The organism is Methanosarcina sp. KYL-1 (genome assembly GCF_024372725.1).
Taxonomy (GTDB): Archaea; Halobacteriota; Methanosarcinia; order Methanosarcinales; family Methanosarcinaceae; genus Methanosarcina.
Genome location: NZ_VOUA01000002.1, coordinates 1 through 17,005 on the forward strand (window position 1 = coordinate 1; position 17,005 = coordinate 17,005).

At 45.0% G+C, this 17,005-nt stretch carries 13 protein-coding genes; 8 read left to right on the top strand and 5 right to left on the bottom strand.

Annotated features, from left to right (window positions below; genetic code table 11):
- Positions 1–2,214: 2,214 nt before the first annotated feature.
- Positions 2,215–2,670, bottom strand: coding sequence for a hypothetical protein (locus tag FTO70_RS02020; protein ID WP_255334037.1), 456 nt, complete (start codon positions 2,668–2,670; stop codon positions 2,215–2,217).
- Positions 2,671–3,061: 391 nt separating this feature from the next.
- Between FTO70_RS02020 and FTO70_RS02025 the strand changes: the two genes are divergently transcribed.
- On the top strand, positions 3,062–4,066 hold the full coding sequence (locus FTO70_RS02025) for a radical SAM protein (protein ID WP_255334038.1): 1,005 nt from the start codon (positions 3,062–3,064) through the stop codon (positions 4,064–4,066).
- Positions 4,067–4,977: 911 nt separating this feature from the next.
- Here the strand turns inward: FTO70_RS02025 and FTO70_RS02030 are convergent.
- Together FTO70_RS02030 and FTO70_RS02035 are read right to left on the bottom strand one after the other, a co-directional pair.
- Positions 4,978–5,781, bottom strand: coding sequence for a 2-amino-3,7-dideoxy-D-threo-hept-6-ulosonate synthase (locus tag FTO70_RS02030; RefSeq protein ID WP_255334039.1), 804 nt, complete (start codon positions 5,779–5,781; stop codon positions 4,978–4,980).
- 101 nt (positions 5,782–5,882) lie between these two features.
- Positions 5,883–6,398, bottom strand: a complete 516-nt coding sequence (locus tag FTO70_RS02035) for a deoxyuridine 5'-triphosphate nucleotidohydrolase (protein WP_255334040.1) — start codon at positions 6,396–6,398, stop codon at positions 5,883–5,885.
- Positions 6,399–6,730: 332 nt separating this feature from the next.
- Between FTO70_RS02035 and FTO70_RS02040 the strand changes: the two genes are divergently transcribed.
- From FTO70_RS02040 to FTO70_RS02060, 5 genes are all read left to right on the top strand, one after another.
- Positions 6,731–8,788: a DUF2341 domain-containing protein gene (locus FTO70_RS02040; RefSeq protein ID WP_255334041.1), complete on the top strand. Its 2,058-nt coding sequence runs from the start codon at positions 6,731–6,733 to the stop codon at positions 8,786–8,788.
- 330 nt (positions 8,789–9,118) lie between these two features.
- Positions 9,119–10,648, top strand: coding sequence for a PKD domain-containing protein (locus tag FTO70_RS02045; RefSeq protein WP_255334042.1), 1,530 nt, complete (start codon positions 9,119–9,121; stop codon positions 10,646–10,648).
- Between the two features lie 649 nt (positions 10,649–11,297).
- Complete coding sequence (locus FTO70_RS02050) at positions 11,298–11,972, top strand: hypothetical protein (protein ID WP_255334043.1); 675 nt, start codon at positions 11,298–11,300, stop codon at positions 11,970–11,972.
- 233 nt (positions 11,973–12,205) lie between these two features.
- Positions 12,206–12,805 carry a flavodoxin family protein gene (locus FTO70_RS02055; protein ID WP_369694322.1) on the top strand — a complete coding sequence of 200 codons (600 nt, stop codon included), beginning with the start codon at positions 12,206–12,208 and terminating at the stop codon, positions 12,803–12,805.
- A gap of 153 nt (positions 12,806–12,958) precedes the next feature.
- Entirely contained in the window at positions 12,959–13,507 is a 549-nt protein-coding gene (locus FTO70_RS02060; protein WP_255334044.1) for a flavodoxin family protein, read from the top strand.
- A 238-nt stretch (positions 13,508–13,745) separates the two neighbouring features.
- Here the strand turns inward: FTO70_RS02060 and FTO70_RS02065 are convergent, their stop codons facing one another.
- A complete protein-coding gene (locus FTO70_RS02065) occupies positions 13,746–14,267 on the bottom strand; it encodes a GNAT family N-acetyltransferase (protein WP_255334045.1) in 522 nt (173 codons plus the stop codon).
- Positions 14,268–14,368: 101 nt separating this feature from the next.
- Complete coding sequence (locus FTO70_RS02070; RefSeq protein WP_255334046.1) at positions 14,369–15,052, bottom strand: uracil-DNA glycosylase family protein; 684 nt, start codon at positions 15,050–15,052, stop codon at positions 14,369–14,371.
- Positions 15,053–15,409: 357 nt separating this feature from the next.
- On the opposite strand from FTO70_RS02070, the gene FTO70_RS02075 reads away from it, so the two are divergent.
- Both FTO70_RS02075 and FTO70_RS02080 read left to right on the top strand, forming a co-directional pair.
- Entirely contained in the window at positions 15,410–15,577 is a 168-nt protein-coding gene (locus tag FTO70_RS02075) for a hypothetical protein (RefSeq protein ID WP_255334047.1), read from the top strand.
- 145 nt (positions 15,578–15,722) lie between these two features.
- The gene (locus FTO70_RS02080) at positions 15,723–16,934 is read left to right on the top strand and encodes an ABC transporter permease (RefSeq protein WP_255334048.1); all 1,212 of its coding nucleotides are present in this window, start codon (positions 15,723–15,725) and stop codon (positions 16,932–16,934) included.
- The last annotated feature ends 71 nt before the right edge of the window (positions 16,935–17,005 follow it).

The following is a 17,005-nucleotide window of genomic DNA, read 5'->3' on the forward strand; positions in this document are numbered from 1 at the left end:
TTTGCAGGATAGATTCTATACCGAAGCACTTTCAACAATCAGTTCACCTTTTAGGTATCAATATACTATCCAATAATCTTTCTCTGGCATATTATTTTATGTAGATGGTTACTATACATATGTTAATGAAGTTGCGTTGTTGGAGTTGACGGGCTGTATCCAGCCTTTGAAAAAGCGGGGATTAGCCCTTAATGCTCCTAAAATCCCATAAGTCCTTCCATTTGAACTTAAGTACTTTTGGAAAATCTTATTTATCTTACAAACTTCCTGTCCTTTCCCGGCAATATCTTATTTGATTCTTAGCCTGAGTGGCTGGGCAGAGTTACAATATTTGCAAGCAATCTTATTATTTTGAAAAAAATCCCTGCGTTTTCTTTGGCCTGCAGGGTGCTTATCTATAGGATATTTTAAACCAATATTACGACTAAAATTACGACTAAAATTACGACTAAAATTACGACTAAAATTACGACTAAAATTACGACTAAAATTGCAACTAAAATTGCAACTAAAATTGCAACTAAAATTGCAACTAAAATTGCGAATGAAATAACGATTTTGATTTATGATGTTCTAAAAAAAGAAATGTTTGCGTTCCCATCCTGGAAAACCTGGAATCCTTGAACGGAATTCCAGAGAGGCTTTTTCTGGGAAGAGATACAAAATATTGAACTCGATGTGTGGTTGCGCTTTTGTTGGTTTTATTTTTATTTCCCTAATTCCCGGTTTTCGTTCTTTTGTGTGGAGTAGTGTTCGCTGTGGGGTTAAAGGGATGAGAACGCAAAGTATACTATGACTTCCCAGTATTTAATACTTTTCAATGTATAAGTAACACATAATGTTACTAAATAGATATATGTATCATACACCCCTCTAATTTTCCGTTATTGTTTTAATGTTATTGCACCTTTATAACATTTTTGGGTAGTAATCGCTTTTTCCACGCCGTATGCAACTGTAGCATGCTGGCCATTCAGCAGAAAAGCAACGTCTGAACTATGACGTAGAACCAAACAAATAAACAAAAATAGAAGATCTGAACATATTTTTCATCCTGTACTCTTTTTCACCCCGGAAATACCTGCTTTACGCCCGGGACAAAAACGGTATTACCGATCCATTCTGTTTGTAAGGGTTAGGATCCAGGATTTCTGGGCTGCCGTTTTTATTACTTGATGCATGTTAACCACGTCATAACGGATGACCTACACTTTTCCTGCAGGCAGTTCTTCATCAGTATTTGTCCGGGGGTCGATAGAAAAGGCCAATTTCATCTTTTCTTCTGTTATTTGAGCTACTCCCATGAGTTTAATTCGATTTTTGAAAATTGGGTAGTGGGGTCAGTTACTGAAACTTATAAGCAGAAGAATGGCTCTCAAATTCGGTCAAACATGGTGATGTGCCCTTCTTTTCTTCTTTTCAGATTGATCCCTGACCCAAGGACGAGGCCGAAAACGTAGCCGAAAATTAGAAGGAATTGAATATCACAATTTTGATTTATGACGCTCTAAAAAAAGAAATAATTGCGTTCCCACCCAAGAAAACCTGGAAGTTTCGAACGGCATTCAAGAGAGTCGTTTTTTTCTGGGAAGAGATACAAAGTACTGAGTTCGATGTGGTTGCGCGTCTGTTGGTTTTAATTATTATTTTCCCTAATTCCCTAAATTCCCTGTTTTCATTCTTTCGTGTGGAGTAGTGTTCGCTGTGGGGTTGAAGGGATGAGAACGCAATGTATACTATGACCTCCCAGTATTTAATACTTTTGAAAATATATGTAACACATAATGTTATTCTACTTCATTACAATTGTTACATCTTTTTAATATTAACTCATTATTTTAATGTTATTGCATCTCTCTAATATTGTTGTATTATTTTAATGGTATTGTAATACCATAATATCATTAAACTAACCCTGGCCCTGAAATTTTCTCTATAATGCCACAAGGGCCTGATTTATTCTCATTTCACTTTGTAAAACCGGATCTTTTCCCTGGCTGAATATTTCAGGTAACCTTGAATAATCTTCCAAAGTAACAATACAACAGGAATCAGGTAAGAAAAGCAACATTAAGAAAGAAAAATTAAAGGAAATTAAGGAGAAAATTTAAAAGCTGTTTTTCCGGAAAAAAACATTTTCCATGAAATCTTCATTATATTTTTTCCACTTAATCTTTTTCAGGTGAATATTAAATGTGTTTCTGACTCACTTTTTCACGAGTCCTGGTTTATTTCCATTACATTTCCTTCTTCATCGGTAACCGTAATCTTTCCTTCTTTCATGCTGAAGCTGGATACCATCTTCCCTGATTCGTCGTAGGCAATCCAGAAAACGGTTTCCCCGTCTTCGGACCAGAGGTATTCTATCTTTGAGACATCTTCTTCCGTATTTGTCTCGTATACGGCTTTGCACATCAATACCCCGTCAATAACTTCGGTCCCCGTTATTTTCATTGTGACCATTTCTCCTGTCTGGGGGTTTGATGCCTGCCAGGAAGATCCAACAGAGCACCAGTCTTCCGAGTTCCCCGTAGAGGTAATTTCCATCTCTATTTCCTCTTCTTCCTCTGCATCCTCGTGGTTTCCATCTTCTCCGCTTTCGCTACATCCAGAGGAGGCCGCAAAAAGGGCACATGAGATCACTATAAGTAATACAAGCCATTTTTTCAACAAACTTGCTATCCCTCCTTGTTAACTTCCAGATTTAATATCTACTCTCTTCTCCCCTATATCTTCTTTTTATTTATATATGCTGTTTTCTGGTTCTTCTGGCAGAATACTTTTTATATCTCCATGGAAGAGTCATCTTAGCTTTCATCTTAACTCTCAGGCGCTTTCACTCCCCTAATTCCCGATTCCGGCCCATGTCTTAATATCATTGAGTTGAAAGTGGCCCCGAGAAATTAAAATCACATAATAGGACGGAGTTTTTGGCAATTATTTATATATACGAAAGAAAAACTCACAATTAAAATTATATACTTATATAAAATTCTTTAATCTCCCTCCGGAGATGAAAAAGGTCCGGGGAGATTGTAATAAACAGTTGAGGAATTTTTGCATGCATGATAGGCTCATGACTCCGGAAATAAAAGCTCTCCTCATTTCCATCGGTTCCGTTTCCATAGATCCTTCCCTCGTTCCGCGGGCCCGGGGCTCCACAGCAGGCCCTGGAGCAGGTATCAGTTCCGTTTTCTTCAGGTCGGGGGAAAGAAGGGTAAGGCTAAGCATCAGAGAAGATTCCCCTCTTTCCATAGAAAAATCAGGAGACGAATCAGGAGGTGAAAGCATGGTTTCGCTCTTTTTTGAAGGGAAAGAGCTGGCCCGCGGAAGGCTTGAGCCTGCCCTTGCCCATTGTCCGGAGCAGGCTTTCATTACCCTCTGCGAAAGGTGTATCTTTGACTGTAAATACTGTCCCGTGCCCAAACTCCAGGGACATGTCAAGAGTGAAGAAGACGTCCTGAAAATCGTCGATGAAGTTTTTAAGGCAGGCCAGCTTAAAGCCATTTCCCTCACCTCGGGTGTCGAGGAAACCGTTGAAGGAGAGGTGGACCGCGTGCTCGGGCTGCTCCCGGCCCTCAAAAAGTATGGTGTTCCCATAGGGGTTTCGGTGTATCCCACCGAGGGCTGTTCCCGAAAATTCTACGAAGCCGGAGCTTCCGAAGTCAAGTATAACGTGGAAACAATGGACAGTGAAATTTTCCAGAAGGTCTGCGGGGGCCTTTTCCTTGACGAGATCCTGGAAAGGCTCAAAGAAGCTGTGGACATTTTCGGAAAAAACAGGGTCTTTAGCAATTTCATAATAGGGCTTGGAGAAACAGATGATGCCGTCCGGGAAGGAATCGAAACTCTTGCAAAAATGGGTGTAATTCCTGTCCTGCGCCCGGTAAGCCCTCATCCTTTAAGGGCTGGAGATTGTTTTGCCGAACGCCCATCGCCTGAGCGCCTTTTGAAGCTTGCAAAAATGGAGGCTGAAATCCTCAAAAAATACGGGTTGAAACCCGAACTGGCAGAAACCATGTGTCCCAGATGCACTGGCTGCGACCTTGTGCCCTCAGACCTTTGACCCTTTTTTCCTTTTCCTTTTCCCTTTCCTTTTCCTTTTCCCTTTCCTTTTCCTTTTCCTTTTTCCTTTTCCTTTTCTTTTTTGTTTATCCTCCCTGATTTTCAAGTTTTCCCAAACACCGACCATATAATTTCCACTGGAACTTTTCTCTGGTTTATTTTTTTGATATGGATATTTCTCCCCTTCCCTATCTATTTTTCTTCCTATTCTATATCTTTTTCAATGTATTCCTAAGATTACATTTCTTATGAATGTGACTTCACATTCTATTTTTATGCAGATGTGCTTTACCTTTTCTTTTCTTTTCCCTCCCTGTATCGTGGAAGTATTTATTTCCCGGAAGGTTCAAGTTCACATTTTTTTTATCCATTGCATAAGAATTCATCTACCCCTTTATTTCCCATGGAATCTACATACTAACGAAATGTTCCTTGCCGAATATATATAGGACTTATATGGGCTCCCTGATATGTATCTCAATTATTATGAACAGTCCGGGCACTGACAGAGACAGAGCAGAGAAAAAGTTTTTATCGTTTGAGGTGTTACACCCCTCCATTTCCGATGGAGTTTTTAAATGTTTCATGGGGTGTATACTATATAATATATAATATTCCCGTGAATTAAAATGTGAAAAAAAGATCCGGATAAATCCTGAATTTCCGGAGTGGATCAGGGACCTTAATTGAAAAGGTTTCGACTCAGTAAGGTTTCATTTTTTTCGAAAATTAACCGAAGTCTTGCCTTTTCTCAGGATTAATGTTTTCTGATAAAACTTTAGAATCGTTTTTTATAAAAACGGCAACCCCTTCATTTCCACTGGAATAATCATGATAAATTCTTTCCTTATATATTCTTGAAGTACTCCGGGTATATGGTTGTGCCATACAGGGTTGTATTTGCCTGTTTCCTCAGGCTTCCCCGCCCGCCTTCAGCACTTCTTCCGCGCTCATTCCGCCGTGAACGATCTTTGCGATTTTCCGGACCAGGCCTGTCGGGTCTTCTGCCTGGAAGACATTTCTGCCAATGGCAACTCCCCTTCCTCCTGCCTCAAGGGATCCCTCGATCATCTCAAGAAGTTCCCTTTCGGACCCTACTTTCGGGCCGCCTGCAATTATCACAGGCACCGGACACCCATTAACGACTTCCCTGAAGGTTTCCGGGCTTCCAGTGTAATTTGTCTTGATGATGTCGGCTCCGAGCTCGGCCCCGATCCTGGCAGCGTGCTTTACCACTTCCACATCGTATTCCGAGCGGACTTTCTTTCCTCTGGGATACATCATGGCAAGGAGAGGCATGCCCCATTCATCGCATTTCCTTGCGACCTGTCCGAGCCCCTCGAGCATTTCAAACTCGTCCTCTGCTCCGATGTTGATGTGGACCGAGACTGCATCGGCTCCTACCTTGATTGCCTCTTCCACGGTTGTGACCAGCACCTTGTGGTTCGGGTCCACTGCAAGGGAGGTTGAGGCTGAGAGGTGGATGATCAGGCCTACATCGTGCCCGTATCCCCTGTGCCCGTATTTTGGAAGGCCCATGTGGCCCAGCACAGCGTTTGCCCCGCCTTCCGCGACCTTGTTGACAGTCTCCTGGAGGTTTTCAATCCCTTTGATGGGGCCTGCCCCCACTCCGTGGTCCATGGGAATGACAATGGCGTTTCGTGTATTCCGGTCGAAAATGCGCTCCATCCTTACGGATTTACCGATTGTGCTCATGAGGTTTGATATATGGATTGGATAATATATACTTTATCTATATATTTCGGGATCCCGCGAGATTTTTCCTGATTTTTTCTTATTCTGTCAGTTCGGGGATCTTATTTCGTGTTTTCGTTCTGGTAAATCCCGGAATAACCTTCTTCTACCTCGCTGTCAAGGGTATAAAAAAGCAGCTGCATTATCCGGGCGTCTTTCTTTAACCTGAAGCCCGCCGGGTTGTAAATAACAAGCATGGATTCACTGCGCCCCCGGTATCCCGCATCCCACACTGCAGTCTCAAGGGTGGCTCCGCAGCGGATCAGGGTTGAACGCGGTTTTGCAATTGCGGCAAGGTTCCTGGGGATGTTTACTATTTCATTGAAAAGAACCTTATAAATCCCGGCTGGCAGGTGGATCCAGCCCTCTTCGTCAAATTCCAGGAGCTGGCTCTCGGGAATTTTTCTTCCGGAATTGTCAAAATCCACGGCTCCGACACCCTCAATGGTCTTTACTTCCTTCAGAGTGAGTTCGAGTCCGTTAGGCTGGATCTGGGTTTCGATGTCCACTGCATTTTCCAGTAGAGGGGGGGTCATCTTCACCAGTTTCCTAAGTTCGTTGCTGGATAGAAGCGTCATGGGGACTTTTATTTGTAAGGATGCTTTATTATCGTTTCGGACTCATTATTTCCCTTTGTTTTGTGGCTACCTTTTTATTGCTGACCGTTTTATTTGCTGAATACTCGCCGGTTTTTTTCTTTGCGGTTCATGCAATCCTTTTTTCGGTTCCAATCTCAGGTTTCGATCATTTGTCTGGAAAACATCTCCCACATCTAAAAGTTATTCCTATTTATATGATTGATTACCTGTATTCCTCGAAAAAGCTTTATTGTTATGTAAATAAATACTGTATGTTATTCTGGATAGAATTGTTTTTTTCGTTTTTATAATGGACAAAGGGGCTGCTAAAAATGACTGCCAGATCAATTGAATGCGGAATCATTTATGTATTCCTCATATGTGTTCTAATTACGGGCTCTGCCCTTGCTGAAACGGATGACCCGTGGGCTTATTCTGAGAAAATTGTCGTAACTGAGAATGCCGGTAAAGACCTTACAGGCTACCAGGTTCCGATAATTCTCGATTCTTCGAATTTCAATTTCTCCAAAGCTAAAGCCGATGGTTCAGACCTTCGTTTCTTTGTGGGAGAAAAGGAACTTGATTACTGGGTCGAGACCTGGGACCCGAAGAGCGGGGAAGCCACCGTCTGGGTCAGGGTCTCTTTCCTCCCTGCAAACGGGCAAAGGACTGTCCTCATGAAGTATGGGAACCCCGCAGCAAAATCGGTAAGCAGTGGAAAAGATACTTTTGAATTTTTCGATGATTTTACGGGCAGTAGCCTCCAGAGCCTTTTCTGGAATGCTAAATATGACGGGGAGGGATTTGTAGAGGTCAGGAACGGAATCTGCAAGCTTGTAGTTCCCAGGGTTCATCCCAATGACTTTTCCCTGATTTACACCCGGGACAGCTTTGAGATTAATTCCATGTTCGTGGCCAGGAGGATGAAGGTCACAACCGGAGAAGACGAAAGGGGCCCTTTGCTGAGGCAGGGTCTCATAGACCAGATCGACACCACCAAAAACGAGATTAAGCACGAGACCGAACTTGCCAATGAGACAAGGGTGCGCTGGGAGCTTACTTCCAGAAAGGAGAACTTCCGTACTTTTGACCTGACAAATGTCAGGGTCCCGGAAGGAGAATGGTATACATCGGGGATTGCCTGGTATGGGGATGACGACAACCGCAGTGTTGCCTGGTTCAAAAACGGAGTCCGGGACTCAAGGATGGATTACACCTCAACCGCGTATGTCACCAACCTGCCCATGCACCTTTACCTTTACGCAGCTTCCTATTCCGATGCCTCGGATAATACCGGATATATGGCCGTGGACTACGTACTGGTCCGCAAATTTGTAGGGGTCGAGCCCACAATCCGCTTTGTTTCGGCTCCTGCAGGAACAGAACCTGCCGCAGAAGAAACCGAACCAGCTGCAGAAGAGGTTACAGAGCCGAAAGTAGGGGAGGTTTCCACTCCCGAAGTTCCAGTTCCTGAAGAACCCGAGCAGGCGCCGGAAAACCTGACTGAAGAGGAAGAAACTGTCCCTGAGGTGGTGTTCCCCGAATACAGTGTGGATGTTTCTGGAATTCGGCTTTCTTCTCCTTACCAGTTCAATTTCCCCTCCCTGGTTAAAGGGCTTGAGGCCTCAGGCATCGATACGATTTTCCTTAGCGTGGACACAACAGATGTCTGGCAGTACGAACGCTTTGTAAAATCGGCACATGAAGAAGGACTTGAAGTGTACGCTGTGCTCCTTGAAGACCCGGATTGTACAGGTGCCTGGGACCTGAACACTTCCCTTGATGCCGTGGATGCTGTCCTTGACTATAATAAGAAGTCCCTGGGAGCCTTTGACGGGATTACTATCTATATGGAATCATCTGCGGACCCGGCTTCCAAAGACGGCTGTATGGATTACGTGTCCCTGTTTGAGGCTGCATCCGAAAAAGCCGGAGGAAATGTCTCCTTCTCTGCAAACCTGCCCCCACGCTATGCTGCCTCGAATATTGAAGAAATTGCCCCATTTGTCGATTTCTTCGTGGTCAGGGCGTATGACAGGGGGACTACAAACCTGAATTCCTCCTCTCTTATCGTGGACGCCGTTGTGCCACAGATGGGAGAAATCAGGGGAGCGGGCTCAAAAGGCCTTATAGAAGTTTCGGTGGGTGAGGGCTTCGAAGATAAAATGGCGATACAGAAATGTTTTGCATCCCTTGTGAAGTATTATTCAGGAGACTCCACCTTCCTTGGGGTTTCGGTTTCAGACTATAAGGCATATGCCGGCCTGCCTATGAAAGCCGAAAAAGCGGAAGAAGAGCCCGAAAAGCCTGCAATTCCCGGATTCAAGTTGTTATCCGTGCTTCTTGCAGGACTGGGAGCTTTTGCTCTTCTTCGAAAGGGTAATAAGTGAAGATGGAGGCCTGAAGGGGAAATAAGCTCTTTTGGGAACATATTTTCCCTTCTTTCCTTCTCTTCCCCTCTCTTTTTGCGGTTCCCTTTTCCTTTCTTTTGTTCTTTTTCCTTTACTTTCTTCCTTTTTCTTTTTTATCGCCCTTTTCTCTTTATTTTTTCTTGCTATCTCTTTATTTATCCTGTTGCTTGTGGATTTGTATCATATAATTATTTTTAATATATTATTTATTAAAACGAAATCTATATAATTCTTCATATATTATGTTTATGTGGAATTCTTTGGCATGCCTGACAGAATTCCATCAAGAAAGTGAGTGAAGGGGGAATATTGATAAAAGTAGTTCATGTTTTTTATTTTACGTTTGTTTTATTTTTAGTACTGGCACTGTCAGGTGCCGCAGAAGCACAGCTGGAAGAGCCTATTATCCCTGATTTCGTAGCAGAACCTATTTCAGGGCCGGCGCCTCTTTCTGTTCTTTTCTCAGATACAACGGACTATGGGATTGACTTTGATCCTGAAATCATGGACGTCTCCTTTTCCTGGGATTTCGGAGACGGCCAGACTGCAGATTCTACGATTCCGGATCTCTCTCATGTATATGAGGAAGCCGGAATTTATGATGTCACTCTCACAGTAACAGTCACCGAAGACGGGGAAACGCTTGCTGTGGAGTCCGAAACTAAAACCGAATACATAGAGGTGCTTTCGGGGACAGTTGAAGATGAGTTTCCGGTTATGAACTTCACTGCCGAGCCGCTGTCCGGAAATGTCCCTCTTACCGTGAACTTCACCGATACCTCGGATTTTGGGCCTGACTTTGACCCCGATACCGCGGAAGTCACGCGCTTCTGGGATTTCGGGGACGGGAACAGTACCAACTCGACAGAGATCACCGGGTCGTATACGTATGGGACCCCTGGGACCTATGATGTCACCCTGACCCTCTTCTACACGGAAGGCAACGAGACCCTGAACAAGTCTCTCACAAAAGAGGCTTATATCGAGGTTCTTGAAGAGGAGCCGGTTTCGGAGTACCCGAAGCTTGATTTCACTGCCTATCCCAGGTCCGGGTATGCGCCTCTCTCCGTGAACTTCACGCCTCTTGCGGATTTTGGGCCTGATTTTGATATGGGGAACGTGACTGTTGAGGGGATCTGGGACTTTGGGGACGGCTCAAATTCAACGGAAATGAATGCAACCCATATCTACGCAGATCCGGGGATTTACAATGTGACGGCAAGCATCTCAATCCTTGAAGGGGGCGAAACCATTGCCAGTGTTTCAACCACAAAGGAGCAGTATATCAGGGTATTTGACCCGGAAGCCCCTGGAATCGGTATCTTCCCCGGCTGGACCTTCATCTCGGTGCCCTATGCACTTGAGAATGCAAGCGTAGACTACATTTTTGCCGACCTGAATTATGAGTCGGTGATTTACTACGATGCGGCCGATGGGATCTGGACGGATGCAGCAGACCTGGAGCCTCTTAAAGGGTACTGGGTGAAAAGTCCCGATTTCGGGCTCATCCCGCTTGAGCGGCTGGAAAGAAAGAACTCTGACCCACAGGTTCCGGGAGCCAGCATCCCCATCTATGAAGGCTGGAACGCCATAGGGTTTACGGATTCTACAGAGACCCTTTCTGCGGAATTTACCCTTGCAGGAATCGATGCTTCCTATTTCGAAATCATCGGGCCCTGGGACCCACTTGATGCTTCTTATACTTACATAGGAAGAAACGGCCTTGAAGGTGAACTCCAGGGTAAATATGTGGGCACGGATGTGTTTATGATGGAACCCTACCAGGGCTACTGGATCCTTGCGACAGAAAATACCACACTGTATGCCGTGGGGTGGTAACCGGTTTGCCTGAACTAAATTTAGAATAATATTCTGTTCTGGGTATTCTGTTTGGGGTATTCTGTTCTGGGTATTCTGTTCTGGGTATTCTGTTTGGGGTATTCTGTTTGGGGTATTCTGTTTGGGGTATTCTGTTCTGGGTATTCAGTTCGGGGTATTCAGTTCGGGGTATTCAGTTCGGGGTATTCAGTTCGGGGTATTCAGTTCGGGGTATTCAGTTCGGGGTATTCAGTTCGGGGTATTCAGTTCGGGATATTCATTTCGGGTTTTTTCCGGGTGCAGTCCTTTGTAATGCCTTACAGGGGCTTCATTTCCGGCCCTTTTTGCCTTTTTCGGCCCTTATATTATTCAAAAATTAATATATTAAAATCTATCAAATATATATAATATCAATTATATATCTCATACTACCGCCCTTTTTGCATGCTCAAGGCGAGGCCAGTAAATCCTGCGAATTGGAAATTTGTGGGATTCACGGGGGAGAAGGCCATGTCAGGGGTAAAAGGGAACTTGCACACGTTTGAGGCCCCTCTTCGGGAGGGGATGAACCTGCAGATTCCCGGCCGCGGCCCGAGGGATGAAGCAGGAGACCCATGAACACCTCCGGTTCATGGAAGTTTGAGACGTATACATAAATTGGGGGTAAGTTATGCTGATCAAATATCGAAAGTTCGGAGTACTTGCTGTAAGCCTGCTTATACTGCTTGCATGCACAACGGGAGGTATGGCAGCCGAGTCCGAATCATCCGAAGGGGCTGAAGGCTTGCCTGCACTGCCGCTGATCTTGCAGGGTGAAATGGATGTAAACGGAGAGCCTGTTGCAACAGGTTCCGAAATACTGGCCTATTACGAAGGAAAATTAATCGCGAAAAGCACGGTTGATGAGGAAGGAGAATTCAGTCTCAACCTGAACCTCGCCCCTGAGAATTACGGGAATCTGGAAGAGGTGGAATTCTACATCAATGATAAAAAAGCAGAACTCGATATCTCTGCGGCCGATCTGGAATCAATTGAAACGGAAGGTCCCGGTTCGATTGTCGAAATAAACGTCCAGGGTTCGGTCTCCTCCTCCTCCGGGTCTTCGAATTCGGATGATGACGAAAATGAAGCCACGATAGTGAACAAGAGTGAAGAAACGTCTGAACCATCTGCAGACGGTGAAGACACGGATTATCTGGAAGAAGATTCGGAAGGAAATACCAGTGATGTAGAGGCAAAAGGAGGGGCTGAGTCCTCCGGGGACCAGCCGGTCATATGGGTGATACTTGCCATTGCCGCAATCCTTGGTGCGATCCTTATATTGAGGAAGATGCTGGTCGGGTGATTGTTCTTTTTGGGGAGTAAGGCAAGGTTCTCCATTATTTCTTTTTGCTTTTTTGTATTTCTTTTTTATTTTTTGTTTTCTTTTTCCCTGTTTTCCTCTCGCAATGGAAGTCCTGCAGTCCCCCTTCAAACAGAAGAAACATTTTTATACTGACCAAGAGTTTATACTTTTATTTACATTTGTTCTATAGGGGTTATTTTCTTTAAATTTCCTATGGGGGATTCTACATTAAAATTCTTGGTCTGGTGGGCAGTCCTAACGTTAATGGAAATACCGCAAAGCTTGTAAATGCAATTCTCGAGGGGGCCTCGGAAAAGGGCGCTGAAACGAAGGTCTATAACCTCGAGGCTCTTGACATCAAAGGCTGTGATGCCTGTCAAAGGTGCCTGGAGAGCGGCAAGTGTGTAATTGATGATGACATGAGGGCACTTTACAGGGAAATCCGGAGTTCCGATGCCGTTATTCTTGGTTCTCCTGTCTACATGTGGCAGATGACAGCCCAGACTAAACTCTTTGTGGACCGCCTTACGGCTTTTCTCAGGCCTGATTTTTCGAGTCGGCTCGACCATAAAAAAATGATCCTGGTCTTCTCTCAGGGCAGTCCCGACAGGGATGCCTTTAAGCCCTATTTCGATTACACTGCCGGGCTTCTTTACTACCTGGGCTTTGATGTTCTGGAAACAATCATTGCGGCAGGAACCGATAATGTAAAAGTGTCCTCCCGGCCCAAACTGCTGGAAAAAGCAAGGGATCTGGGACGTTTGATCTCTGTTTCCCACCTCCCTGGCCCCGAGTTCTTTAAAGCCGAATCTGGCGAGAACTTTTCAATCTGAATTTTTTATCTCCTTCTTTTGTTTTCACCCTTTTACTCTTCGAGAAGCGCTTGATTTTCAAGGTGCAGGTAAGGTTTTCATGGAAACATTTTTATTGAACTGGCTCATTTCCTTAATTCAGTTCTTATTATAATTCAGGGAGGAATATTTCAGATGAAAGTTTTAGGATTAGTCGGAAGCCCCAGAGTGGCCGGAAACACTGAAAAACTCGTGAATGCAATCCTCGCAGGTGCTGCAGAAAACGGCGCCGAGACAAATCTCTACAACCTTTCCAGCCTTGATCTCTCCCCCTGCAGGGGCTGCATGACCTGCAAGGCCGAGGGCAAGTGCGTAATCGACGACGATATGCAGGAACTCTACGAGGAAGTCCAGGCCGCAGATGCCATCGTGCTCGGCTCCCCCCTCTATATGTGGGAGATTACCGCCCAGACCAAACTCTTCGTGGACCGCCTGGTCGCCTTCATCAAACCGGACTTCTCAACCCGCCTCAACATGCCCAAGAAGTTCGTCCTTGCCTACACTCAGGGTAACCCTGACCCGAACACTTTCAAACAGTATTTTGACTACATGGAAGGCCTTTTCTCCTTCATGCAGTTCGACGTCCAGGGCAGCATCGTTGCAGCCGGAACCCGCGAAAAAGAAGATATCCTTGCACAGGAAGCTGTCCTTGCAAGGGCAAAGGAAATGGGAAAGAACCTGTAAGCCGCAAAATTTAAGAAATATTATTTTATTTCTCAAGTAGCCGTGGGAATTCCGTCTCCCACCTTTTTTTTCTTTCTTTTTCACTCTTTTTTAATTTCGTGTTTTCTGGCAGCTTTTTAAGCTATTTTCCAGGTCAGGATCTGCTTTCAATTTTACTTTTAAGAATCCAGCGCCCCTCCAGGGTCGCTTGCGCCCGGGCCGGATCGGGTTTATTGAATGGAATATGAAGTCCTGCCCCTCAAACGTCATTGAATTCTTCCGGGTACTCCACAACCCCACCTGCGCCTTCAAGTGCCCCTTCCTTCAACTCCAGCGCCATGAACGCTTCTTCCGGTGCGCCGAATGGGTCTTTTATCCCCCACTTAACCGTTGGTTCAAACCCGAACCTGGGATAATATTCGGGATGCCCGAGGACGATTACTGAATCATATCCGAGTTCCCGGCAGGCTTTCAGCCCTTCTTTTATTAGTTCTCCCCCGATTCCCTGTTTCTGGAACTCGGGCAAGACAGACACGGGGGCTAGGGAGATAGTTTCCTTTTCTTTTCCGTTTGCGGATTTGATAATTATGGGAAAAAAGAGGATGTGGCCCACGATCTTGCCTTCAGTTTCGGCGACCAGGGAGAGCCTGGGGACAAATTTCGGGTTTTTCCTGAGCTTTTCTACAAGCTTTCCTTCGGCAGGCTGCCCGAAAGCGAGGTCGTTTACTTCGCTTATGCCGGGGTAGTCGGTGGGGGTTTCGGGGCGGATTGTAAGGGGCATTCTTTTCTCCTAAAATCTCGCTCTATTATTTTTTTCGTCCGTCATCTACATATTATCATTTTTTATGATTGCTCTCTAGCTTTCTATGTTTCATCTGCAATTTACTCAAACTCTCTTACTTTTTCACGAATTAATTTTATTGTTTCTTCATACCTGTAAGATGGGTTATTCTTTGCACCGTTGTTTGAACCTGAAGGATGGGTCAGAGCGATAAAAGGAATCTTTTTTCCAGAATATGTAACGTGGTTATTGCCGTTTTTGGAGATTGTTTGTAGCAGTTTTTCACCTTTTACTCGTTCAACGGCCTCCTTTATCACATGATCAACAGCCTTTGCTCCTATACAAATTATGATTTCAGGGTCAAAAGCTTCGATTTCAGTTTTAAGATATCTGGTTGCACATTTTTTTCTTGGTTGTTTGTGAGCTCCCTCTCTTTTCCCAGGGAAGCACTTTTGGTAGTGGGTCCAGTAAAACAAACTCAGGAACTTTTCTCTGAAATCCTCAAAATATTTCATGTCCTTTTTTGCTTTCTCTGTTTCGTAATCAGCGAATAAAATAGGAAGCACCTTGTCCATGAAAAATGAATTTTCGAAACTGGTTACGTCATCGAGTTTATTTGCTTGATTCGAAGGATCTCTTGTTATTAACAAAATTTTCTGAGTATCTTTTATTTCAACAGTCTTTGGGATTGCAGTTTCATCCCTTCCACATTTCAAGCTACCGCTTCTCCAGTTAGGGCACGAGTTTATATCATTACAAATTTTGGTTAACAATTCTTGGTTCATGCTATCTTCCTGGTTATTTTTTAGGGATAACTGCCCGCAAACTGGCAGATATTCTAAATTATTTGTGTTATTCTACCTCTGTTTTGATTATGAGTTTAATATTTTTTAATGTATCTTTTCAATCGCAAAGCTATTTTTCCATATGAATTTTTGTTAACATTTGTGGTCAAGTTGCAAAAAATGAATTAAAAGTGCACTTAAAAATGGCAGCGGTTTGTTGAGAGAGTCATTCCCCTTTCAAAATTCCTTCTCCTCCTCAACAGTCCACCTGTGCTGGCATTCCTTTCACTGGAAAGCATGCTTCAGGATTTCAACCCTTTCGGATGCGGTGTATCCCTCACTTCTAGCTGTGTGTTTTTGGTAGCCGTCGGAGTGGACATACCCTGCATTTTCTTCCGGGTCACCCCAAGAAGAGGTTACAAACTCACGGCTTTCTATTCCCAGGTACTTTTTTGTAAAAAGGCGCTTGCAGGCCGGGCACCTGTGCCGGCGCAGGACAGCGGCAATTCCTCCCAGGCAGCCTAGCTGTCAGCTGGTTGATTTGTAGATCATTTATATATCCAGTGAGGTCAATTAAACCAAAAGTAGAAAAGTAGTTGACCTTCTCATGTTCCTTCTCTGGTCCTACTTCTTACTCTGTGACCCCGATAAAAAAAGGAGCTCTGACCCAATGATCCCCCTTTTAAGTGCAGGAAAAATCGCCTTTGGAAGCATTTCTCATTCAAAGATGCGCTCGGCCCTGACAGTGCTTGGAATCGTTATCGGCGTTGCCGCCGTGATCGCAAACGTGTCTCTTGGAGGAAGCTTCAACCAGTATTTTACGGATGAGGTCTCTACCATCGGGTCCAACTTTATTTATATCGAGGGGATGGAACCGAACCTGTTTTATGGAAATGAGAAGCAGATTGTAGAGAATACGCCCGGGATCGAGGAGGTTTCGGTGCTCAAGCAGCAGTCGGGGGTTGTCGGGTTCATGTCCCAGGCGAAAAACGTTCCGATCTACGGGATCTCGGAGGAATATGACGAGGTTGCAGGTACACACCTCAGGACCGGGAACTTCGTCTCGGACAACGATAAGTATGTGGCTATCGTGGGCTACGACGTGGCGCACGAAAAATTTGACCGGGACATCAGGGTCAGGAATTCCATTGACATCACTTTCCGGGTGGGGGAAGGGGAAACAATCACTAAAACTTTCAAGGTAAAGGGAATAATCGAGAACCCGGACAGTGCGCTTGTCCAGGGTTTCAACGACAACGATGCCGTAATGATCCCCGTTGACGCCATGAACGAAATGCTGGGGGAAACGGACTACGGTGGGATCTTTGCCATGGCCGAGGACCTCGCAACCATTAAAGAGACCTCGGATGAAGTGGACGAGCGCCTGGCCAGGAACTTCGGGATTTCCGAAAGGGACCTTGAGGATAAGGATTCAAGGCCCTACTTCATCATCGACCAGGCAGAAATCCTGGAGCAGACCGACATGATGGCAAAATCCCTCAGTTCTTTCCTGACAGCTGTTGCCCTGATCTCTCTCCTGGTCGGCTCCATCGGGATTATGAACATCATGCTCGTAAGCGTGACCGAACGCACCCGGGAAATCGGGATCCTCAAGTCCCTGGGCTTTACCGGCTTTGATATCCTGCTCCTCTTCATGGTTGAGGCAATCCTCCTCGGGGTCTTCGGGGGCATCATCGGAGGTGCAGTGGGCATAGCAGGGGCTTACAGTGTGGAAACCCTCCTGAACCTTCCGGTCGTTTTCCCCTTCAGCCTGATAGCAGCCGGGTTCTTTGTGGCTGTAGTCGTGGGCTTTGTGTCGGGGGTCTATCCAGCGAGGAAGGCCGCAAAAATGAAACCTGTAGACTCTCTCCGGTATGAATGAGGCCTGCAGGAAAAACTAGCTGCTTTCGGGGAGTTTTTGCGGCTTTTGAGGTTTCAAAACTCCCCTTTCTA